Here is a 22,467-nt window from a genome sequence, read left to right on the forward strand (position 1 = left end):
CATCATATTATTCCATATAAAAACGCCTTATCGCAAATTGAATTTGCGACAAGGCGTATGAGAATGTAAGTTTATTTTTTAGCTGAAGCTACTTGGGATACGTTTGCAACACGCTTAGCGCCAATGTATTTTGAACCCCAGTAGTAGGGATCGTTAAGTTTTGCAATTGAAACACCTTTGCTAGATGATGAGTGAGCGAATTTTCCTCCACCGATGTAAACTCCCACATGAGATACACCCTTACCTGAAGTATTGAAGAAAACCAAATCGCCCGCTTGTAGATTTTTCTTAGCAACTGAAGAGCCTGTTGAGTACATGCCTGCAGATGTTCTTGGAAGATCAACACCTACTTGGTTGTAAACATAACCGATAAATCCTGAGCAATCAAATCCGTTTGCTGTCGTTCCACCACGTAAATACTTTGTTCCCATAACATTATTTGCTGCAGATACAAGCTTGCTTGAATCAACACCACTTGAAGCGTCCACTTCATTTGCTAATGGAGCAACAATTAATAGTATAGCGAAAGTAATCATCGTAAGAACTTTAAGGAACTGAGACTGTAACTTCATGTAGAATCCTCCGGTTTGGCCCATGGCTAAAAATTTTCTGAAAACTTAACTAAAGTCATCTTACCATGAAATATACCTGTTTTATTTTACAGTTGTGTAACAATGTCGTTACATTATGAGTCGAATTTAAGATAATCTTGTAATAATAGAATGTTCAGACTATTAAACATAAAAAAAGCAGTGACCGCTTTGGTCACTGCTTTTGCATGTTATTATTTTAATAAGTACTTACCAAATCCATCTGTACCTTCACCCAAGTAGCTGATATTACCACTAGTAGGAATAACTTCAACCGCTTTTTTAGATGATTCAAACATTACTTTAGCTGATGCAGGCAATGTTGTAAACTTCCAGTTGCCGTCAGCAGAAGGATCTATTGTTTTCTTTTCGATAATGTAGTCGATCACCGCTTGGCGGTTTTCAACAGTATATATTTCGACTTCTTTAGCATTTCGTACGCCCGGGAAATTACCGTTTGCTCGGTAGTTGTTTGTAGCAACGATGAAATCCTGTTTAGGATCGATTGCTTTTCCATCATACTTCAAGTTTTTGATACGTGCTGCATTGGCATTGATTTCTTTGCCATCAGCGTCATATTTTGCTGGTTGTGTTACATCGATTTCATACGTAACTCCATCAATTACGTCAAAGTTGTATGAACGGAAGTTAGTATTGATCAGAGATTGTTCTACTGTTTTCGTTGCGTCGATTTGGTTGAACTGACCTGCAGACATCTCAAGCCATTCTTTCACGTCAGCTCCTGTAAGTTTTAAAGTAGAGACAGTGTTGTCGTATAAGTACAAATCTGCGACGTTCTTGATTGCCAATTCACCTTTTGGTACATATGTGTAATACTCTGGATCGCTGCGGGTACCTGCTTTGAATGGTGCTCCTGCAGATAGAATAGGCAACTTGGCGTCAGCAGTTCCTGCTAATTCTTTTTCAACAAACCATTTTTGAGCATTTGTTACGATTTGAATTGATGGATCATCTTGAACTTGTGAGAAGTAACTATGGATGATGGCAGTCGTTGTTCCTACTGCTTTACGCACATATTTAATTGTTCCTTCGTGTGCAACTTTAACCGCTTCTACTACTGTAGCATCTACATCACTTTCATCTTTTGCAATCGCTCGTACTTCAGCTTTAGAAGAAGAAACTGTCCAATCTTTTCCTTTCTTAGCTAACGTCAAATCGATTACACCCAAATGGCTGCCGAACTTGCCAGACATTACTACAGGTTTTCCGTTGATCGTACCTTGTTCAACATTCACGCCAGTCAATGAAGCATCAACTTTCCCAGGGAAAACTTGATGTGCATGTCCTGTAATGATTGCATCGACGCCTTCAACTTTTGTCATCAAATATGACACATCTTCTTCGCCTTTTTCGTGAACCATGTCACCCATACCCGAGTGGGACAACACAACAATTACGTCTGCACCGTCTTTTTCCATTTTAGGAATAAGTGCTTCTACAGCATCCACTGAATCGTCTACAGTGACTTTTCCTTCTAAATGAGACTTGTCCCATTTAAGAATCGCTGGAGGGACAATTCCAGTTACACCGACTTTAATGGTCGTTTCTTTTCCTTTAGAATCTTTCACTTTTTTATCAATGATGACATACGGAGTATACATATTCTTCCCTGTCTTAGCGTCTTTCACGTTTGCATTTACATAAGGGAAGCCAGCATCGTCCATCACTTCATTCAAGTATGGAAGACCATAGTTAAACTCATGGTTCCCAAGAGTGGCAACGTCATAATCCAACAAATTAAGAGCCGCTATCGATGGGTGAACTTCCCCATCTTTCAATGGCTCCACTGATGATTTGAATGAGCCTAGTGGAGTCCCTTGAATCAAATCTCCATTGTCGAATAACAAAGTATTGCCATTTTCTTTACGGGCATTTTTGATTAATGTTGCTGTCTTTGCAAGACCCAAGCTGTTGGATGGTGTATCTTTGTAATAATCATAGTTCACTATATTCGTATGGATATCAGAAGTTCCAAGAATTCGTAGCGCTACTGTCGTATTCGCCACAGATGCCTTGTATTCTTTCAGGAAACGTTGCACGAGTGCACGCATTTCCCCTTTGCTTACATGGTGACCTGGTCTTACTGTTTTGTCGGCATATCCAAGTAAGAAGCCCATTCCAACTCCTTTTGAAAGATCAGAGCGTAAACTTCCGCTGATTTTGTTGCCATCCTTGAACTCTTTTAAGTTACTAATCGGAAAACTCTTATCAGTCCCGATACCACGAACCGCAATTACAAATGCTTGTTCACGATTTAGAGTTCCGTTTGGATCAAATTTTGTTGCAGATTTGCCATTGATTAGTTTTAACTCAACTGCTTTTTCAATATACGGTTTCAGTTCATTTGGAACGTCATCAAATTTAATTGTTTTTCCAGTTCCAAGTTCCACGCCCATAGCAGTTATTAGTGCCTTCACATATTCTCCGCGCGTAGCATCTTTTTCTGCAGCAGATGTTTCTTGGCTTATCCCCAGACCACTTACAGCTAACGACATTGCTAATGCTGAAGCGGATACTTTTTTCCACATTGTCATGCAGTTCTCCCCTTAATTCGAAATAGTGAAACAAATCCATTATACCAAATTTAGGATGTCGAAATGTTAAGTCTATGTGACTGTTTTATGAAGTTTTTCTACTATTTTCCTATTCTTAAAGCTCATTTTTTATTGGCTATATTAAATGGTATTGTAGATGTTCCGCAATACCGCTCCGCTTTCGTGGGCGAGCGCAGAGCCTCGGTCTCGACTGTCTCGCTTTCCCACATGAGTCTCCGCTGTTTTGCTGCATATCTCTTTATATGGAAAAATCAAAAGTGACCTTTAACATATCTTCTTTATTATCGATTAATATTAGTTCTTCAAAATAATAGAAAAAGAAAGAACCTATCTTTTTCACAGATAGGCTCCTTATACTCTATTTAGTTAACAGGATAGTACTCAGTTAGTTCACCAGTATTTACATCAAAGACATACGTTGTTTTCCCATTCACCTTAAACAAATCCAGTCCTAATCGAGGTTCTTTTCCTGTATGTTGAATGGAATCAACTTCTTCCTGGTAGTAAAGAGGAATAGCATATTTCAAGTAATCAATTGATTGCTCAATTGTGAGTTTTAGTGGATCTTCTTTAAACGTACGTGGGACGTACGATTTGATTTTCCATGTATCATTGCTTCGTACTAATTCAATCGTGGCACGGTAACCCGAGTTAATCCCATTTGAAGGAACGGTCGCATCCACTTTTAGGACATTGTCCGTTTTCGCAACGACTCTGAATGGTAATCCAAATTGGAAGTCATGTATAACATTTGCGTTATCACAGTTATAACATGAAGCTTCATATCCTTTTAATGCTTGTGATAAGTATGGCTCCACCACTAGCTCTGACAAATCATCCTTAATATCTGCAGCTTTATGATTCGGATGATATTTTTCAAGACCTTGAATCATGATAATTCGTGTTTTGCGAGTAGCTTCATTAATGGCATTCATCACTTCGAAGTCATTATAAGTAGATCCCGGAACCTTTTTAAAGGCACGATACATGAAAGCTGACATTTCACCTCGCGTCAACTTTTTATCCGGTGCAAACGACGTCGCCGTTACACCTTTGGTCACTCCATTGCGGAAAATCGCATCAACGTAAGGCGCCCAACGTTCATTGACATCAGTAAAAGGTACTTTAGCATTCATTGTCACTGAATAATTGAAAGCTCCTGACAAGATGCGCGTCATTTGAGAACGTGTCAATTCAACTTCAGGACGGAATGTCCCATCTTCATAGCCATTGACATACCCTAGTGAAGCAATTGTGGAAATTGCTTCATAATGGGCACTGTCGGATTTAACATCTGGGAAGCTCTTGCTGATTTCTGGCTCCATGCCAAGAAGCATATACAGCATGTATGCTGCTTCCCCACGAGTGACGATTCCAGCGGCGTCAATCAACACTTTACCATCATTCGTATATTCTGCTTCCCATACTTCTTTCATGTTCATGGAATAGACAGCCTCATAAAAAGTGTTGTTCATGGATAAATCGGTATAGATTGAATGTTTTACGCTAGCATCGGCTTCATTAACAAATGAACTTGCAAACAAGACTCCTAGTGCCAAGGATGCAATTGCTTTTTTCATCATCATATCCCTCTTTCCATTATTATATTAATTCCGTTTCCAAGCTTCATTGGCAGCGTGCAAACCGACTTTATGATTCTGTTTCCAAATGCCATCCCAATAAGCAAGTGGAACAGGCGCCTCTCCAGCATACGGAGCAATCTCCACTGTAACACCAGGCATCTTCGTCACTTTAATAAACCAATCCGCGGAAGATCCTGTTCCTTTTCTATAATAAGGTGGGACAACTGTATATCCTGTAATCGATTTGAGCTGATTCACATATTGAACATCCCTGCTCAGTTGCGCTCCTGCTTGGAAATTGAACCAATACAGGACTTGTCCAGAGGAATGATAAGAGACATTGGACATAAACTTATGTTTCTCGACGAAATGCTTCAACGCAACTGCTTCTGGTTCAGAAAACGCACGTGGTCCACGGTAACCCATCCAGTTTGGCTTAGTAATATTATTATCAATATAGCTCCATCCTGCATCAAAGTTTTTGTTTAAATCGACTCCCCGCACATTCGCTTTCCAACGTGCAAAGTTACTCGAACCGTTGATTTTTCGAGCAAGTGCGCCATTTGTAACAGCACCTTGCCCACCCTGAACCAGCGTAACACCGTCAGGATTCATCATTGGAACGAACCAAATGCTCGTTTGATCCAATACCGTTTTAACGTTATATCCAGCAAAGGTTGTTTTGTTATTGTAATGAAGAGAGTAAGTATCAATCATTTCTAAAAGTACATTGGTTGTCATGTGCTCCCGTGCATGCATGGATGCATCAAATAAGATTTCTTTCTTACCATTTCCTACTCTTAAAGCGTAGATCCCCCGTCCTTCTACACTCTTACCGATGAGTTCAAACTTAGTGAACTCCGGGTACATTCCCGCTATTACTTGCATCCAATAGGACATTTCTCTGTGAGAAATGTTTTTCTTTGGTTGAACAAGGTTGGAATGTGTCACATTTTTCAAAGGAATATACGCAACCGAACCAAGAAACTCAATTACGCCTTTATCTTTACTGAAGTTATGTAATGTCAGCATGCTTCCTCGACTCAAATAACCAATCGTAGTTCCCGAGCTGTTAGTGACAGCAGTTTCATTTTCCACTCGTACAGACGCGGGAAACATCGGTTTAGAAGCAGGTTTGATTGTTGCAGCTGTACTAGATGGCCAAGTGCCCTTTACAGGAATTTGATATGTCTTCCCTTTTGCGACAAATTGATGATAACCATTAACCTCTTTCTCACGATTAATGACAAAACCAGAAGCTAAGGATCCGACTTGAATTCGCTCACCACTACGTACTTCATATAACGGAAGCTTAGTTTCTAAGACTTGAATCGACATTGCAGGTTTTGAAAAAGAAATGATGGCATCATTCCCCGGGAAATATCCGATTTTCCCTGCAACCAAAACTTTGAAGAATCCATTTTCGTAGCCAATTGTCGTGAAAGAAACTGCTGAATTCCCACGAACTAACACATTGCTTGACGAAGACTTTTCACCGAAAATTGTAAAGTTGGTTTTTGTATTAATTTGTCTTTCGGTGCCAGTTTGAACGTCCGGCAATACTTTGTCGGTTGGTGCCAAAAATCGACTTTCCATGAAAAAGGTTTTTCCACCGATAGACACTTGCAACATTGCTGCATTTTGTGTCGGCTGGTATTGAACTGTGTTGCCTGCACCTTGCAAAGTTGCGACAGCATTTGTCATTCCCATTGATGAATACAATGGTACTTCATCATTAGTTAATTGACCATGCATCATAGTATCATTTGCGGAAACCAGTTGTGGAAGTGAAAATCCAATTCCGATAACAAATAAAAAGATTAATAGTGATTTTTTCATCTCTTTGCTCCTTCAGTATGTAATATAGGTAAAGTATATTTCATATAGAAGGCAGTTTGTGTGAATATTTACTAAATGAATCTATCTGCTTACTACTTACTACTATACAATATTCATTCCCTGTTACTATTAGTCCTATTTGCTTTACTAGTTAAAGGAATAAATTTAGTGAATATACGATTACAATTTTCTATCCTCATCAAAGGTAAACAGTTTATATATTATCTTATTTTCTATAAATTAAAATACCATCAAAATGTGTTCACTTACTTAATTTATCACAACCTAAGTAATGATTGAACATACTATTTTCTCAGGATGATTCTACCCCAACGGGCAATGTAAGAATGAAAAACCATTTCAATTCTTGTTTCTAGACAAAACAAGTTTAGAGGCTGTTCCTGTTACACTTACAGTTACTGCCTGTGAAGTGTTGTAAGTTGGAACTGTTAATGAAAAGTTTGTTATCTCCTACTACTCCATCAACAACAGCTGTGTAAGCTACTGTATTACCGTTGATTTTAACAACAAAGTCGTTAAAATCTGCAGCTAACAATGCTGCATCAACATTTTCACTGAAAGTAAGTTCAACAGAAGTTGAAAAAAGGAGACCTAAAAGGCCCCCTGTTTCTATTTCATATCATAAAAATTGAGTTTATTTTATTATCTGCAACTTCAACAGTACCAACATATTGGTTTAAATTGTTTCATGATATAGATTTAACTCCTGTTACAGTTAAAACTGCAACTTTTAAAATAAAACTTCACTACGTTCAATTTGAAGTTAGTACTAAATTTAGTCATAAAAAATTGCACCTCCAATTGTTAGTTGTGACTAACAATTGGGGTGCAGTTCATTTACATTTATTATAGAACCATAAAAGAAGCCCTGTAGAGAATTCACTCTACAGGACTTCGAGAAAATCGAGAATTATAATCCCCAACTTTTAATAAAATTAGTTAGCTGTTACAGCAGTTCCTAATTTAATAGTGTTACCAGCAACATCTTTAACAGAAGCAAGAGCAGAATCAGTAGTTACTGAAACAGTAACTGCTTGTGCTGTGTTATAAAGTGCAGTTGTTAATACAAGCTTGTTATCGCCTGCTACATCAGTAGTAGCAGTGTATGCAAATGTTACTCCATTAACTTTAACAACGAAATCGTCGTTAGCAAGTGCAGCTACTGTTGCATCATCAAGAACTTCATCAAAAGTTAATTCTACAGTTGTAGCAGAAGCTTTCTTAGCAGATACTAATGTTGGTAGAACATTATCAACAAATCCAGTAGAAATATTTATAGTTTTTGTAGCAGCTGAAACTTTGCTTCCAGTAGTAGATACTACGCTGTCAGAAAGTGTTAATACAGCACCACCTGATGATTTAACTGATCCAGCTGGAAGTTCAATTTTAACGCTCTCTGTGTCGCCGTCAAAATAGATATTTGTTCCAGCAGGTAAAGCTTTTCCATCAAGTTGATAGTTAGCTAATGTTGTAGCAGAAGTAGTCATAGGTGTACCTGTGAATTCTACTGCAATTACATTTACTGCTGCTGTAGCAGTTGCCGTTACAGTTGCTGCAGATGCAGACTTAGTAATTGCAACATTAGCAGCTGCAGAACTGTTATTTGATGCATCTTTAACAAATCCAGCAGGAAGATTAATATTGTAAGCACCAGCATTAATTGCTCCAGATGTCTTCACATTTGTTGAATCAATACGTAATACTTTATTGTCACCAGCAGCATTTGGTACAACTGTAGCTCCTGTAACATTTTGACGAACACCGTTTTTATCTGTAAGTGTAACTTGGCCAGTAGTACCAACTAAAGTTATTACTTCGTCAAAGTGAATATCGAAGAATTCATTTACAGCAGGTGCAGTTCCAGTATTAGTGATTGTGTTGAAACGGCTTACTACAGTAGGTGCAACTTTATCTTTAGATAAAGTAAGAGCTGAAGAGTAAACGTTTCCTACAATGTTATTAGCTGTCGCTTTAAATCCAGAAACTACAAGCGTTACATTAGAAGTGTCTACACCAGCATCATAAACTGTTACTGGAGGTACATTTGATAATGTTAAAGTAAATGTTTTGTTATCAGTAGTTGCAACAGCTACACCAAGATCATAGCCATTCTTTTTAACTTGGAAGTTACCAGTTCCTACTAGAGTAACAACTTTATCAAAAGTTACTTTAACTGTGTTATCAGCCGATTGTACAACTTTTGATACAGATGGAGCAGTAGTATCACTAGAAATTGTAACAGTAGAATTTAATACTGATGATTTATTACCAGCCGAATCAGTTACACCACTCACTAATACTGAATGTGAACCTGCTGCTAATCCAGTTGCTCCACCAGTAATAGTAATTGTTTTAGTAAGTCCTGCGATAGCTACAACGTTAGAAGTTTTGTCAACGCCATCAACTTTAGCAAGATCTAATGCAGAAACATAGTCATCAAAAGTAACTTCTAAATCGTTACCATTTCTTTCTACACTTGTGATAGTTGTAGCAGTTGTATCTGAGAATACCCAAGTTTTAGCGTAGTCTGCAGCTGCAGCTACTAATGATTTAGAAAGAACAGATTTTTTAACAGTAAGTTGTACCGCTTCATTGTTTGCTAATTTAGCAGCATCAGTTAAAGTTAATACAACTTTCTTAGCATCATCTTCATCAACTACAGCTGTAAAGTTAGCTTCAGTAGCTCCAGCAACCAATAAAGAGTAATTAGACTCATCTTCAGCAGTTACTGCGTCCATAGCTTGATTGAAGTTAATTTCGATTTCTTTTGCGTTAATCGCACTTACTGATACTACTGACGGTGCAGCAGGAACAAACGTTTCAGCACGGTAAACGAACAATGCGAATTGACCGCGTGTTACGTTTTCACCAGTACCGAATTTAGTAGCAGTCAAACCTTTAGCTACACCAGCTTCATTTAAAGCGTCAACATATTGTTTGAAAGTATCAGAAACATCAGTGAATGGGAATGTGTTTGTTGCATCGCCTACGAATTTATAAGCGTTAGCAATAATTTTTGACATTTCTCCACGTGTAGTGAAATCGTTAGCGCCGAATTTTTCAGCTGTTTTACCAGAAACGATTTTCTTTTCAACTAGGAAGTTTACAGCCCATTGACGATCCTTAGGTACGTCAGTGAAACCAGCGTTTGCATAAGTTCCTGTTGGTGAAGCTCCTAGAGCTTTAGCGATCATTACTGCAGCATCTTGACGTTTGATTTTGTCGTCAGTACCGAATTTACCGTTAGGATATCCTTGTGAGATACCTTTAGTAGATAGGTAATCTACTGCTGTTTTGTATTGCTCTGCCACGTCCGAGAATGCAGCCGAAGCTACTGGTGCGATTGCAGATGCAACAAGTGTTGCTGTCGCTGCTGTTGCAACGAATTTTTTGTACGACTTTGGTTGATAAGCCATGTTAAGTATTCCTCCTGTTTTGTGTATAGTCTGTGTTTTGAGAACGGCAATACCGCATCAAAAATATTTCACAGTTTAAATTGTACCAACATTTGCAAGTTCACGCCAGTTTTTTCTATTTACCTAGTAAATATATATCTTCTGCGCAAGAAGAAAGGTTTATAGAAATGGCAGTAAAAGGACAAAGTTTTACAATTAAACTCCTATTTATTCTAACAGATTACATTTACATTTCAACTATTTTATAAAGATTACGTCAAATTAACTGTCGCTTTTTAGGAAATTTCAGATTTTTCTAGTCTAACAGCCTATTTTTATAGGTCTATTAGCTTCTCTCTGACATTTAACATCGCTAAAATGGATGCGATATAGATAGAAACTGCTGGAGCAGTCAGTACATGGCCTGCTGTATATGCAATCCCCACTGCCAATAAGAAGGCCACCCCGTATAAAATATATAGATACGTAAAGTGTGTTTTAATATTTCGTACAAAATGTAGTAAAAACTTCCCTGTATACCAGAAGAATGGAGCCATTAAATAAAAGAAGCCAATCCATCCAAATGAATAGAACAAATCATGGAAGTCCATTTCAATCATTTTCAAGTCTTTTCCTGGTTCAGGTTCTTCATAGTTTCCTGCAAAGCCCATACCGAACAACTTTTGTGTGATTGGTGAAGAATTGAAATCTGCATTGAATTCTTTTTCATACTTTTCTCGTGAACTGAAAATCAAGTTTTGAAGTTGTTCATTTGTTATTTCGGGATCTTCTTCAATAATTTCTTCCCCGTTGGCATCAAATTGGGGTTCATCATTCTCAGAATCTCCGAAAAGATCAATATTCAAGATGTCCAAATGAGCGTACATATTTCCGAAAACAGGTGTAAATGGTGTTGCAGCTGCAAGCAAAACAATTAATCCAAATGAAATGATCAAACTTGATTTTACTTGTTGCGTTTTAAGCTTCATGAACACATACATGATGATGCTACCAATCAGTACTGATAAAAGGACAACCAGTATTCCACCGTAACCAACCTTAGTTCCTAATGCCAGCATTCCTAGTGACAACATGACAAATGGAATCCAGAACCACGGTTTCTTAGCATTTGTTGTTCGTTCGATTGCATACAGTGCAAGAATCGGTAAGATAATCGCCATAATTGCCCCTATTTCGTTTCCTGCATAGAACCAACCGGAGTAACCAACTTTGGTATGTGCATAGTTGGATAAACTCGTGCCAGTAAGCTGAGCTATGATAAATACTGCGCCGATAATAAAACCTGCTAACCACATATATTTCGTCGTATGTTTCTCGATATCCCAATCACGTGCTTGTAATTGTTTATACACAATCATGAATCCAAGGAACACGATATTGAAATATACTACTTTATTGAAGAACTTTAATTCCTGGAATAGATAATAAGGATCTTTAACGCTTATATTCAGGAAAATGTTAATACCAATAATTAGTGCTAAGCCAACTAGGTATATTATGTAGCCGCGTGCCAATTTATTCGAGCGGGCCATCCATAATAAAAATAAACCCATTGTTCCCATATAAGCAAAGCGGAGCATGACTCCGATTGTAATATTCGAGCCCAATAAAAGTTTGGACCCAGCTGTTAATACATCAATGACGGGTTGAAGCACAAGAAAAGCAATAAAATAGATTAGAAATTTAGTTTGATTCATGGCAAGTTAAAATCCTCTTTCGTTAGTTGTTTGTGGATTCAATTCATTAAAAATAGCTGAAAGCTTCGATTGAATTGTTGTTTGTTCATATTGTAAGGCGGTTTCATAAGCTGCTTGAGAAATCTTTTCATATTCTTCATTTGACAGTTCATCAAATTTAACCAATAAATCTTTTAATTGAACAGCGTCCCCTGGGGTAAATAACCATCCATTTTGACCATCTTGAACATAATCAAGGATGCCCCCTATTGCACTTGCAAGAATCGGAGTTTTGCATGCCATTGCTTCTAGTCCAACGAGACCCAGGCTTTCCCCTTTTCTGGTTGTCGGAAATATGAATGCTTCGATGACAGTATAGATATTTGCTAGATCAGATTGTTTCATCAAAGGATAGTGAATGATGACATCTTCAATGCCCAATGATTTCGCAAGTTCTTTAAATGCATCATCTTCTTTACCGGAGCCTACTGCAATAAAACGGGTACGGTCTCTTTCCTCTGGCTTTTCGTTCATATAAAACGAAATGGCCCGCAAATAATGATCCCAACCTTTTCCGACATCCAGTCTCCCTACATATCCGATATAACGGAAAGCAGGATCTAGTTTTAGTTGAGATAAAATATCTATTCGTTGGTTTTTTTTCGGATGGAAGACTTCCGCATTCACCCCACCAGATGGAAACACGCGTATAGGTGTTTTGACACCATATTTTTGTTGCACTAATTTTTCGTAATAATGAGAAGGTGTAATTATGAGTGATGATTGTTGAAGCAGTTTTTTAACTGCCGGTTGGTATTTTTCCTGTGAAGCAACTTCCGGTACCACATCGCTACCATGAACATTTGTCACAATTCGGACAGAAGGCTTCAGCTTTTTCAACCATAAAAGAGGCATGGCATTATGAGAAGCATAGTGCACATAAATTGCATCGTAGTTTCCAGTTAAACCTTTTGATAAGATTTTGCTGTAATAAATAGCGTAACCCAATATTTTAGACAGTTTAGATGTTTTCTTCTGTAAAACAGCTTTATCAACTTGAAAGCCTTCATTTTGTAAAATCTTTTCGGTGTTTTGTACAAAGACACCGTAACTTGGGAAGTTTGAGGATGGATACATATTGGCTACCAATAAAATCTTCATCTCTCACCCTCCTTTCCAATTAGTTCTAGACGCAAGTACATCGCGATTGCTCGCGATGTCTTATTCATACTGTTCAATTTTCTTTTTCATGTAGGCGATTAAATCATCTTTTAAATCTGGACGTTGCAGGGCAAATTCCAAAGTGGTTTCGACAAAACCAAGTTTTTCACCTACATCATAACGATTTCCTTCAAAAGCAAAGCCATAAACGCCTTGTTCCCCGTTCAACTTTTCAATAGCATCCGTTAATTGGATTTCGCCCCCCGCTCCTATTTCCATCTCATCTAAATACTTGAAGATTTCAGGAGTAAACACATAACGACCAATAATCGCCATATTTGAAGGAGCTGTACCTTGTTTTGGCTTTTCTACGAATTTACGAACTTTGTACCGTGAACCGATTTGTTCAGAAGGATCAATGACGCCATAACGGTGTGTTTCTGATTCTGGAACTTCCATTACACCAATCACTGAGGAAGCCGTCTCTTCGTAGTTCTCAATCAACTGTTTCAAGCATGGTGTTTCAGCTTGGACAATATCGTCACCGAGTAAAACCGCAAAAGGTTCATCCCCAATAAACTTACGTGCGGTCCAAACAGCATGTCCCAATCCAAGGGGTGCTTTCTGACGAATGTAATGAATTTCAACTTTTCCGGATTGTTGTACTTCTTCCAATAAGTCAAATTTCTCTTTTGCATATAATGTATTTTCAAGAAGTGGCGCAGAATCGAAATGATCTTCGATGGCACGCTTGTCTTTTCCTGTAACGATGATAATATCTTCAATACCTGAAGCAATAGCCTCTTCTACAATATATTGAATGGTCGGTTTATCAACAATAGGTAGCATCTCTTTTGGCATTGCTTTCGTTGCTGGTAAGAAACGTGTACCTAAACCTGCAGCTGGAATAATTGCTTTGCGTACTTTTTTCATCAACAATGCCTCCCTTAATTCTTGGAATCACCTAAAAGATATACATCAAATCCAGCTGCTTCCCATTTCGCACGATCAATACAGTTTTTAGTATCGATGATGATATGGTTGGTCATATGTGATTTGATTTCTTCAGGATTCAAGTCTCTAAACGCTTGGTGATCAGTTAATACTAAAATCGCCGAAGCATGTTGAAGCGCTACAAATTGATCTTGCGTCTGTTCCGGCAAATTGTTGTGTTTAATATGTGGATCGTATGCTGACAAACTCATTTGTCGCTCACGAAGTTGTTCCACTACGTCAACAGAAGGACTTTCACGCATATCGTCAATGTTGCCTTTAAACGCTAATCCCAGTACAGCAATTTTCGGATCCTTAATGCCTTTTGCATTTAAAATATCTGCCGTTAATTGAGCAGTATAGGATGGCATGCCATCATTTGTTTGTCGTGACAAGTGAATGATCTTCGCTTGTTGCGGATCAAGTTCCACCAAGAACCAAGGATCAACTGCGATACAGTGTCCACCAACACCAGGGCCTGGCATATGAATATTCACCCGAGGATGGAAGTTAGCAAGCTTGATTGCCTCCCAAATATTCACTCCAATATTCTGTGCGATTTTTGCCAATTCATTTGCGAAAGCAATATTAACATCTCGGTAGGTGTTTTCCATTACTTTTACAAGTTCAGCAGTCGTTGCATCGGTTTCATGCATCGTACCTTTTACGAATGATTGATAAAGTGCTGTCGTTTGTTTAGCTGACTCTACATTGACACCACCAATAATACGGTCGTTGGAAACCAATTCTTCAAATACTCGACCTGGGATCACGCGTTCAGGTGAGTGGGACACTAACAATTCCATGCCAATTTCCAAGTTCGCCTTAATCAATTCAGGCATCATTACATCTTCTACCGTGCGTGGAGGAACAGTTGATTCCAAAATAACCAAGTTACCTTTTTCAAGGAAAGGAACTGTAGATGCAGTAGCTATTCTTACATATTCTAAATCAGCTGTTTTGTCCGCTTTGATTGGTGAAGGAACAGCGATAATAAAGACGTCCGCCTTGATTGGTTCTGTAGAAACAGTCAGTGAACCAGAATCAATGGCTTTATCTAAACGCTCCTGTAGACCGTTTTCTTCGATATGTAATTGTTTCTTTTGAATCATTTTAACCGTGTCTTCGTTAACGTCCACTCCGTGAACTTGGTGTCCATGATTTGCAAACATGACAGCAGTCGGTAATCCGATATATCCGAGTCCAACTACGCAAATGGTTTTTTTCATAAGTATTCTCCTTCTGAATGAAAATAAATTAGTTTCTTCTATTATAAGTGTGTTTTGTATTGGTCACTCAAGTACCGCAATTATAGGAACAGAAATCACACGATTTCAATGTTATTTCTTACCTATTAATACTCGCCATAAAAAGATCGGCAAGTTCATTTGACGTTTGATACGTGATGGGTTACTTGCCAAACGATATAACCATTCTAACCCAAACTTACGGAAAAGTGCGGGTGCTCTTTTGACCATTCCCGAAAATACATCAAAACTCCCACCGACCCCTTGAAAAACAAGAACGTTTGGAAGGTTAACCAGGTTTCTCTTTATCCATATTTCCTGTTTTGGGCTGCCGAGTGCAACGAATAATATCTTCGCTCCACTTTCATGAATACGTTGTACCAAAGCTGCCTCATCTTTCTCATAACCATTTGTATATCCAGCAACGGTCAGAAGTGGTCTCTCTTTTTGAATCTCTGAAATCGCTTTAGTCACGACTTCTTCTTTTGCCCCATAAAAATAAACCGGATGGCCTTGTGATGCGGCGAAGTCCAGTAGTTCCCCCATCATGTCTACCCCAGTAACACGGGAAGTAATCTTGCCACCTCTTAGTTTTGATGCCAATAAGACACCAACGCCATCAGGAATCTGGAAAGTTGATTCATTAATTAACGTTTTCACTTGTGGATCCCGATTTGCAGTTATGACTTTTTCCGGGTTTACTGCGATAATTGTTGACTGCTCATTACGAGCCATTTTCTGTTGTAATTCACTGATAATTCCTTCATATGTTAATGGCGATACATCCACGCCTAAGTAGGTCTCTTTCACTATTTACAGCCTCATTTCGTTCACATTCAATTGATATAGTATAGCAGATTCTTTGTTTAGTTGCATAGCATCCGTGACAAGTGATAAAATTTGGACATAAGACGCTTTCACTTCGTTGTGAAAGCTTTTGTTATGGAAATTAAAAAGATAAATTTCTGTTATTATTATGTCTAGCTACAAGCGCCAGCTCACACTTAAGCTTCAGAAACTCATTCGGAAACAGGTTTCCGATTCGCTTCTTCCAGCGCCAGATCCAGTTGCACAGGCCAACCCGCTCCTAAGCTTCGCAACTTCATTCGAAAACAAGTTTTCGATTCAGTTGCTCCAGCGCCAGAGTCGGATTAGATTGGCCTGTTCCACATTTTAGAGCGTTGAGCTATAGTGGCGCTTTCCGCTTTTCTTAAAAGGAGGACTTCATTTGAAAATTGTATTATCCGGCTTCTATGGTCTTGGTAACACAGGAGACGAAGCGATACTAAAAGCGATCGTAGATAATCTGCGTTCTGAATTAAACAATCCTGAGATCACTGTGTTTTCCCTATCGCCTGAATTAACAGCGAAGGAACATGGCGTGAAATCTGTTTATCGTGGATGGAGACATCAAAATAAGGAAAAAGTAAGAGCGTTGCGTGATGCAGACTTATTGATTTCCGGTGGTGGCGGCTTGCTTCAAGACACTTACCCAACGAAGTTTTTATTCGGCCCGCTTCCTTATTATTTACTAATTGTGTTCTTAGCTAAACTTTGTGGAGCAAAAGTAATGTTCTTTTCACAAGGAATCGGCCCCGTTACCTCTACATGGGGTAAGATTTTGATGAAAATCTTTGCTAACCTGGCTGACTTCGTCACGGTTCGTGACCAATATTCAAAAGACTATCTGCATTCACTCGGTGTTAAACGACCTGAAACAGTGGTGACTGCTGATATCGTTTTCGCATTCCGAGCAGACGAAGAAAACTCGGCATATGATTCACTTCCTTTAAAAGGTGACGAAAAAATCGTTGCCGTTACTGTACGTCCATGGTTTGAGCATCCGGACTACATTGAAAAGATGGCTCATTTATTAGATGAGTTAATAGAACAACGTGGCGTTACACCGGTTTTCGTTCCAATGGAAGGAAAATATGATGTACCTGCTTCCAATGATGTATTGTCACATATGAAACATGCAGACAAAACATATATGCTTGGTTCTGATTTTTCACCAAATCAATTCTTAAACTTTATCCGCCATGCGGATTTAACTGTCGGCTTGCGTTTACATGCTTTAATATTCTCAGCACTCAGCAATGTTCCTCATCTTGGGTTCAGTTACGATAAGAAAGTAGAAAGCTTCCTAAAACGTTCTGGCATGTGGGACTACTCATTCCGTTTAGGTGAAATTGATCAGGCAAAACTTCTTGAGAATGCCCTTTATTTACTGGACAACAAAGAAGCTGCACAGAAAACAATGGAACCTAATGTCGATCAACTTCGTCGTGAAGCTATGCGCAACTTGGATTTATTAAAAGAAAAATTCGGAAACTAAAGGAGATTGTCATTCATGAAAATATTATTAGTCACGTCGTATGACTATCCTCATTTAGGTGGCCTTTCGACACATATGACAACATTACAATCCGGGCTTGAAGCTCGTGGACATCAAGTGGATACTTTATCTTTCTCTGATGTACCAAAATGGAAACGTGATTTTATCGCACGTGGTCCGTCGTTTATTTTAAACAAGATTTCTTTAGGTGCTGGTTATGTGTGGACGTTAGAACGTCGCCAGGCATTCCTCGAAAAAATGTTACGTGAAGATAAATATAAAGCGTATGACGTAGTTAATGCGCAAGACGTATTCGCCACTCGCGCTTCTCTTGCAGCAGGTCTTCCGACAGTTACCACTGTTCATGGTTATTTAACGTATGAAGGTATTTCAAAAGGATCTGTTGCTGAAGGATCAAAACATGCGGACAAGCTAATGGCAGTAGAACGTGTAGGTTACACGGCTACGCGCGAAGTCATTACAGTTGATACACGCATTAAAGATTATGTGAAGCGTGAAACAGGCGTTGACGGAACAATGATTAAAAACTTCATTGATGTAGATTCATTTAAACCAGAAGTTGAACGTCGCCGTGAATTCCGTGACAAATATGGCTTAAATCAAGATGAACTTATCTTCTTTGTTCCACGTCGTTTAACTCGTAAAAATGGCGTTATTTATCCAGTATTGTCATTCCCGCCTGTTTTGGAGAAATTCCCGAACGCTCGTGTACTATTTGCAGGCACAGGTGAAATGTTTGATGAAATCAAATCTAAAGCTGCAGAACTAGGCGTAGCAGATAACGTTACATTACTAGGAGCCGTAGCTCATAAAGACATGATCGAGTACTTTGCTCTAAGTGATGTTGTATTAGTTCCTTCTATATATAGTGCAGGAGTTGAAGAAGCGACATCCATTTCTGCTCTTGAAGCAATGGGCTCAGGTGTACCACTAATCGCTTGTGCTGTAGGTGGATTAAAAGAAATTGTTGACCATGAAAAAGATGGTCTACTTGTTGAAGAAAGAAACATTGAAGATCTTTCAAATGCCATGATTCACCTTCTTGAAAACCGTGAAGAAGGATCACAGCTGGCTGATGCTGCGCGCAAAAAAATCGTGGACCAGTATTCTCATTACGCAGCTGCCGAAAAATATGAAAGTATCTATAAACGTGCAATCTCTAAATAATCTAAGGCTCCTTGCTCCTATAGCAAGGAGTTTTTCTAAATAGGTAGGTGTAAGATGAGTAACTTGAAGAAAGCAGCGTTATGGTCAACAGGACTTGCTTTATTACTGAAATTATCAGGGTTCGTTCGTGAAGCAGTAGTCGCGAATGAGTTTGGGGCATCAAATGAAACAGATGGCTACTTCCTCGCTTTCGGTTTTATTACATTAGTGGTGGCCATGATATCTACAGGCTTCAATAATGTATTTTTGCCAATGTATATTAAACGTAAAAAAACTGGATTGGATACTAGTGAACAAAATGCGAATGCCCTCCTGAACTGGACAATGGTCATCTTTGGTTTTATCAGTATTTTGGGATGGTTTTTTGCGAAACAGTTTGTTCCCGTCATTTATCCCAATATGAAGGAAGGCATAGAGCCATATGCCGTTGAAATGACTCAGATTTTCTTTGCATTCATGATGTTAATCGCGTTAACCGGACTATTGGATTCCTATCTTCAGTCCCGGCGCATATTTGTACCTTCACAATTAGCGAAGTTGTTAGCTACATTGATGGCAGCCATTTTCGCCATTTTCTTCAGTGAAGTATGGGGAATTTATTCACTGGTCTACGGATTTTTATTCGGAACGATTTTAGGTGTTGTTATTCAGTTATACTTCCTAGGCCGTTCCGATTATAAATGGCGTATGGATTTCACTATGGAGCCGGATTTCAAGAAAGCTTTCATTATATTGATTATCCCCTCTTTATTGAACTCTGTGGTTGGACAAATAAATCTGTTCGTCAATAAAGCTTTCGCATCTGGTGTGGGTGTCGCTGACGGTGCTGTTACGTATTTAAACAACTCATCGCTTCTAATCAGCATACCGAATGCGATTTATGCGACGACTCTAGCCGCGATTATATTCACTTTGATGAGTGAACAAACGGAAGATATTAAGAAATTTAAAGATACTTTTTTCCGTGGTATGGAAATTTCTCTTGTTACGTTGTTACCAATTACAGTGGGGTTATTGGTTGTTGGTGACGCTGCTGTGTCGTTCATTTATGAGCGTGGAAAATTCTCAGCGCAAGATACAGATAATACGTATATTGCCTTGTTATTTTACCTACCAATTATCGTTTTCCAGGGAATGCAATTGATTCTATCCAAATCGATGTATGCTCGCGGAAAAACAGCTGTTGTATTCCGAATCAGTGTCACTACAATTTTATTAAACTTCTTATTAAACTGGTGGTTAGTTGATGATTACGGCTACCCTGCACTCGCCGTCTCGGCGTCAGTAGTCAGCATTTACTACTTTACAGTGTCTATGATTGTGGTTTACAGAGATTTAGGAATGTCTGAGTTTTCTCGATTTGCTCGTATGAGTGTCAGAGTGATCATACCGGCAGTCCTTATGGGGCTTGTGGTTTGGGGAGCTAAGATCGCTTTAGGTGCAGAGGATTGGTATTCGCTAATCCAGCTAGCAGTGCTTGTGCCAATCGGTATAATCGTATATGCAGCGTCATTAAAAGTCACTTACCCGACTGGCTTCAATCGCATGTTGAGTATGGTGAAACGATCTAAATAATAGTTAGTGAGCTTTTGGCCAGTGCCAGAAGCTTTTTCTTTTGATAAAGTCATTGTTAAACAATCATAATGAGTGAGGAGGCTTGCAAGTTCGTCCGAAGAAAAGAATCTGATTCGCTCTAATTTATATATAAAAAAATTGCCTTAATATAAAACTCAAAAGACCGTTTCGTAAAAATACGAAACGGTCTTTCCTATTTGCTAGTTAATTTTCTTTACAAGTGTGTTGTTTGCATCTTTCTCACGAATCCACCCGAAATCTGCAGGTGAATTTTGATCTGATAACACTTTAAACCACTTATATCCATCCGCGCCAATGATTTCATCTAAAATCACCAATGGATAACCAAAGCTATTGTTAGCACCTAAATCTTTTACTTTGTATGTGAATAATAGATTATCGGATTTGACTTCAGGAGTAGACCTCACGTTGATTACACCATTATGAGCTGTCATTGCCAATTGTTTCGCATTTACTCCACTATCCTTGTAACCTAGTAAAGTATCCCCACGCCACATATATTGAGCAATCTTAGCTCCCCAGTTTGGATCAGAAGCATAATGAACATTCATTCCTGAAGATTTATTTCCAGGCGCCAAACCTTTAGCATATGAGCCAGTAGGTGGACCATAGTTTAAGTTCACATAACGGGTCACGAATGCCACGACACTATCTTCAGGTTTGATATATGATTCTCCATCTTCAGGTGTTGAATCGAATACTTTAATACCGAAAAGATTGTTCTTCGTCTGTGCATTCACACTCATTCCTGAATCACTCTCATGCATCGCCGCACTAAGGATGAAGAGCGCGTTCACATTATACTTACTTTCCACTTCTTTTAAGAAAGCACCTAGCCCAATCAGTTTCGATTTAGTTAATGCCGTAGGATATTTTGAAGAAACAGTCTGTAAACGTTCCATAATGTATAGATTCAATTCATCTGCTGTATAGTTCGTTTTACTTCTTGCTGATAAGTATTGGAAATATGGATAGTGCTGACCTGCGAATACACCATTCTCATGATAGAAATTGACGCCATCCTGAGAATAATATTTTTGAAGATTCGTCATAAATATTGGTGCAGGTCCAATTTGATAGCCACCAAAACCAAATGATTTATTGGCATGATTATAAGTGAAATGTGTTAACACACCTGTAGATGACGGCATGTAGTAATCTTTATTTGTAATCAGCTCTTGCGGAATATATTCAATTTCACTTTGTTTCGCAAAACCAATTGTCCCACCAGCTTGAACTTTTACATATTTGTCATTGGACTCCAGTAATTTTAATTCTCTACCATATTGAATATATGTGACTTGTTTTGAAAAAGTGTTATCTGAATAAATGACAGTAGTTGATCCCGGTGTGTAATGCTTTGCATAAGCAAGGCCATCTTTAATTTGAATCATTTCATTGCCTTTATAGATTGCTTTGGCAGAAGGGTTACTTCTGAAAGCAGCAGCTGCAGCATCATATGTAATATATTCCGATTGCCCTTTCACAAGTTGACCATCTTTAATTATGGCATTGTAGTATTTAGTTGTATCAATAGGTGGCTCAGGTTCAGGTTCAGTGGGTGGTGTTGGCACATAGCTCTCTTTCGCTTCTAAGAAACGTACGATAAATGCGGCTGCTTGCGCTCTAGTCGCATTAGACTTCGGTTCAAATCTCATTGTCCCATCGTCATTCGGAATACCGTTTATAATTCCGTAATTAGTTGCATGAAAAATTGCTAATTTCGTTGCTGATGTCATTAAACTAGCATCTGAAAAAAGGGTTTCTTTTTTTACTAATTCCATTTTACTGTAAATCAATGCATTTTCAATGGTCAAAGCAACTTGCTCACGTGTAATCAAGGCATCAGGATTAAATCTATCTGACGTTACGCCTTGCATAATACCTGCACCAGCCACAGCATTAACAGAAGCAGCTAATGTCATATTTGGTGTAACATCCTTAAAAGTGGCTTGTGCTTCAGGTAAATTTAAAGCTCTTTTTATGAATGCTGCAAATTGAGCACGTGTTACTTGTTCTTCTTGGCCGTATTTTCCTTCTCCATAACCTAACAATATTCCCCGTTTAACAGCTTCTCTCATCTCAGGTGCTAAAGTACCGGTAATATCATCATGGCTATCGGCTTTTACTTTTTGTGTCGTCAATAACATCGTAAATGCCAACGTGAACATGACCACAAGAAGCAAACCCTTCTTTATATGTTTCATTCTCATTTCCTCCAATTATTGTGACTATTTCCATTT

At 38.6% G+C, this 22,467-nt stretch carries 14 protein-coding genes; 3 read left to right on the plus strand and 11 right to left on the minus strand.

Annotation, left to right across the window (positions count from 1 at the left end; genetic code table 11):
* Window positions 1-71 precede the first annotated feature (71 nt).
* The 10 genes from MHH33_RS13735 to MHH33_RS13780 all read right to left on the minus strand — a co-directional run bounded on the left by MHH33_RS13735 (window position 72) and on the right by MHH33_RS13780 (window position 15,915).
* On the minus strand, window positions 72-572 hold the full coding sequence (locus MHH33_RS13735; RefSeq protein WP_342542035.1) for a C40 family peptidase: 501 nt from the start codon (window positions 570-572) through the stop codon (window positions 72-74).
* A 212-nt stretch (window positions 573-784) separates the two neighbouring features.
* Window positions 785-3,145 (minus strand): bifunctional 2',3'-cyclic-nucleotide 2'-phosphodiesterase/3'-nucleotidase, encoded by a 2,361-nt coding sequence (locus MHH33_RS13740; protein WP_342542036.1) that lies wholly within the window; start codon window positions 3,143-3,145, stop codon window positions 785-787.
* 383 nt (window positions 3,146-3,528) lie between these two features.
* Window positions 3,529-4,752 (minus strand): S-layer homology domain-containing protein, encoded by a 1,224-nt coding sequence (locus MHH33_RS13745; RefSeq protein WP_342542037.1) that lies wholly within the window; start codon window positions 4,750-4,752, stop codon window positions 3,529-3,531.
* A 21-nt stretch (window positions 4,753-4,773) separates the two neighbouring features.
* Window positions 4,774-6,588, minus strand: a complete 1,815-nt coding sequence (locus MHH33_RS13750; RefSeq protein ID WP_342542038.1) for a M14 family zinc carboxypeptidase — start codon at window positions 6,586-6,588, stop codon at window positions 4,774-4,776.
* A 956-nt stretch (window positions 6,589-7,544) separates the two neighbouring features.
* Window positions 7,545-10,025, minus strand: coding sequence for an S-layer homology domain-containing protein (locus MHH33_RS13755; RefSeq protein WP_342542039.1), 2,481 nt, complete (start codon window positions 10,023-10,025; stop codon window positions 7,545-7,547).
* 314 nt (window positions 10,026-10,339) lie between these two features.
* On the minus strand, window positions 10,340-11,722 hold the full coding sequence (locus tag MHH33_RS13760; RefSeq protein WP_342542040.1) for an O-antigen ligase family protein: 1,383 nt from the start codon (window positions 11,720-11,722) through the stop codon (window positions 10,340-10,342).
* 6 nt (window positions 11,723-11,728) lie between these two features.
* Window positions 11,729-12,862 (minus strand): glycosyltransferase family 4 protein, encoded by a 1,134-nt coding sequence (locus tag MHH33_RS13765; protein ID WP_342542041.1) that lies wholly within the window; start codon window positions 12,860-12,862, stop codon window positions 11,729-11,731.
* A gap of 60 nt (window positions 12,863-12,922) precedes the next feature.
* A complete protein-coding gene (galU, locus tag MHH33_RS13770; RefSeq protein ID WP_342542042.1) occupies window positions 12,923-13,795 on the minus strand; it encodes a UTP--glucose-1-phosphate uridylyltransferase GalU in 873 nt (290 codons plus the stop codon).
* Between the two features lie 14 nt (window positions 13,796-13,809).
* The gene (locus MHH33_RS13775) at window positions 13,810-15,084 is read right to left on the minus strand and encodes a nucleotide sugar dehydrogenase (RefSeq protein ID WP_342542043.1); all 1,275 of its coding nucleotides are present in this window, start codon (window positions 15,082-15,084) and stop codon (window positions 13,810-13,812) included.
* A gap of 111 nt (window positions 15,085-15,195) precedes the next feature.
* Window positions 15,196-15,915, minus strand: coding sequence for a WecB/TagA/CpsF family glycosyltransferase (locus MHH33_RS13780; RefSeq protein WP_342543779.1), 720 nt, complete (start codon window positions 15,913-15,915; stop codon window positions 15,196-15,198).
* A 415-nt stretch (window positions 15,916-16,330) separates the two neighbouring features.
* Between MHH33_RS13780 and csaB the strand changes: the two genes are divergently transcribed.
* The 3 genes from csaB to MHH33_RS13795 are packed head-to-tail and all read left to right on the plus strand — an operon-like array spanning window position 16,331 to window position 20,203.
* Window positions 16,331-17,440, plus strand: coding sequence for a polysaccharide pyruvyl transferase CsaB (csaB, locus tag MHH33_RS13785; protein ID WP_016428091.1), 1,110 nt, complete (start codon window positions 16,331-16,333; stop codon window positions 17,438-17,440).
* A 15-nt stretch (window positions 17,441-17,455) separates the two neighbouring features.
* The gene (locus MHH33_RS13790; protein ID WP_016428092.1) at window positions 17,456-18,628 is read left to right on the plus strand and encodes a glycosyltransferase family 4 protein; all 1,173 of its coding nucleotides are present in this window, start codon (window positions 17,456-17,458) and stop codon (window positions 18,626-18,628) included.
* Window positions 18,629-18,682: 54 nt separating this feature from the next.
* Window positions 18,683-20,203 (plus strand): lipid II flippase MurJ, encoded by a 1,521-nt coding sequence (locus MHH33_RS13795; RefSeq protein ID WP_342542044.1) that lies wholly within the window; start codon window positions 18,683-18,685, stop codon window positions 20,201-20,203.
* A 200-nt stretch (window positions 20,204-20,403) separates the two neighbouring features.
* On the opposite strand, the gene MHH33_RS13800 is transcribed toward MHH33_RS13795, so the two are convergent.
* On the minus strand, window positions 20,404-22,431 hold the full coding sequence (locus MHH33_RS13800; RefSeq protein WP_342542045.1) for an S-layer homology domain-containing protein: 2,028 nt from the start codon (window positions 22,429-22,431) through the stop codon (window positions 20,404-20,406).
* Window positions 22,432-22,467 lie beyond the last annotated feature (36 nt).

The sequence above is a fragment of the Paenisporosarcina sp. FSL H8-0542 genome (assembly GCF_038632915.1).
Taxonomy (GTDB): domain Bacteria; phylum Bacillota; class Bacilli; order Bacillales_A; family Planococcaceae; genus Paenisporosarcina.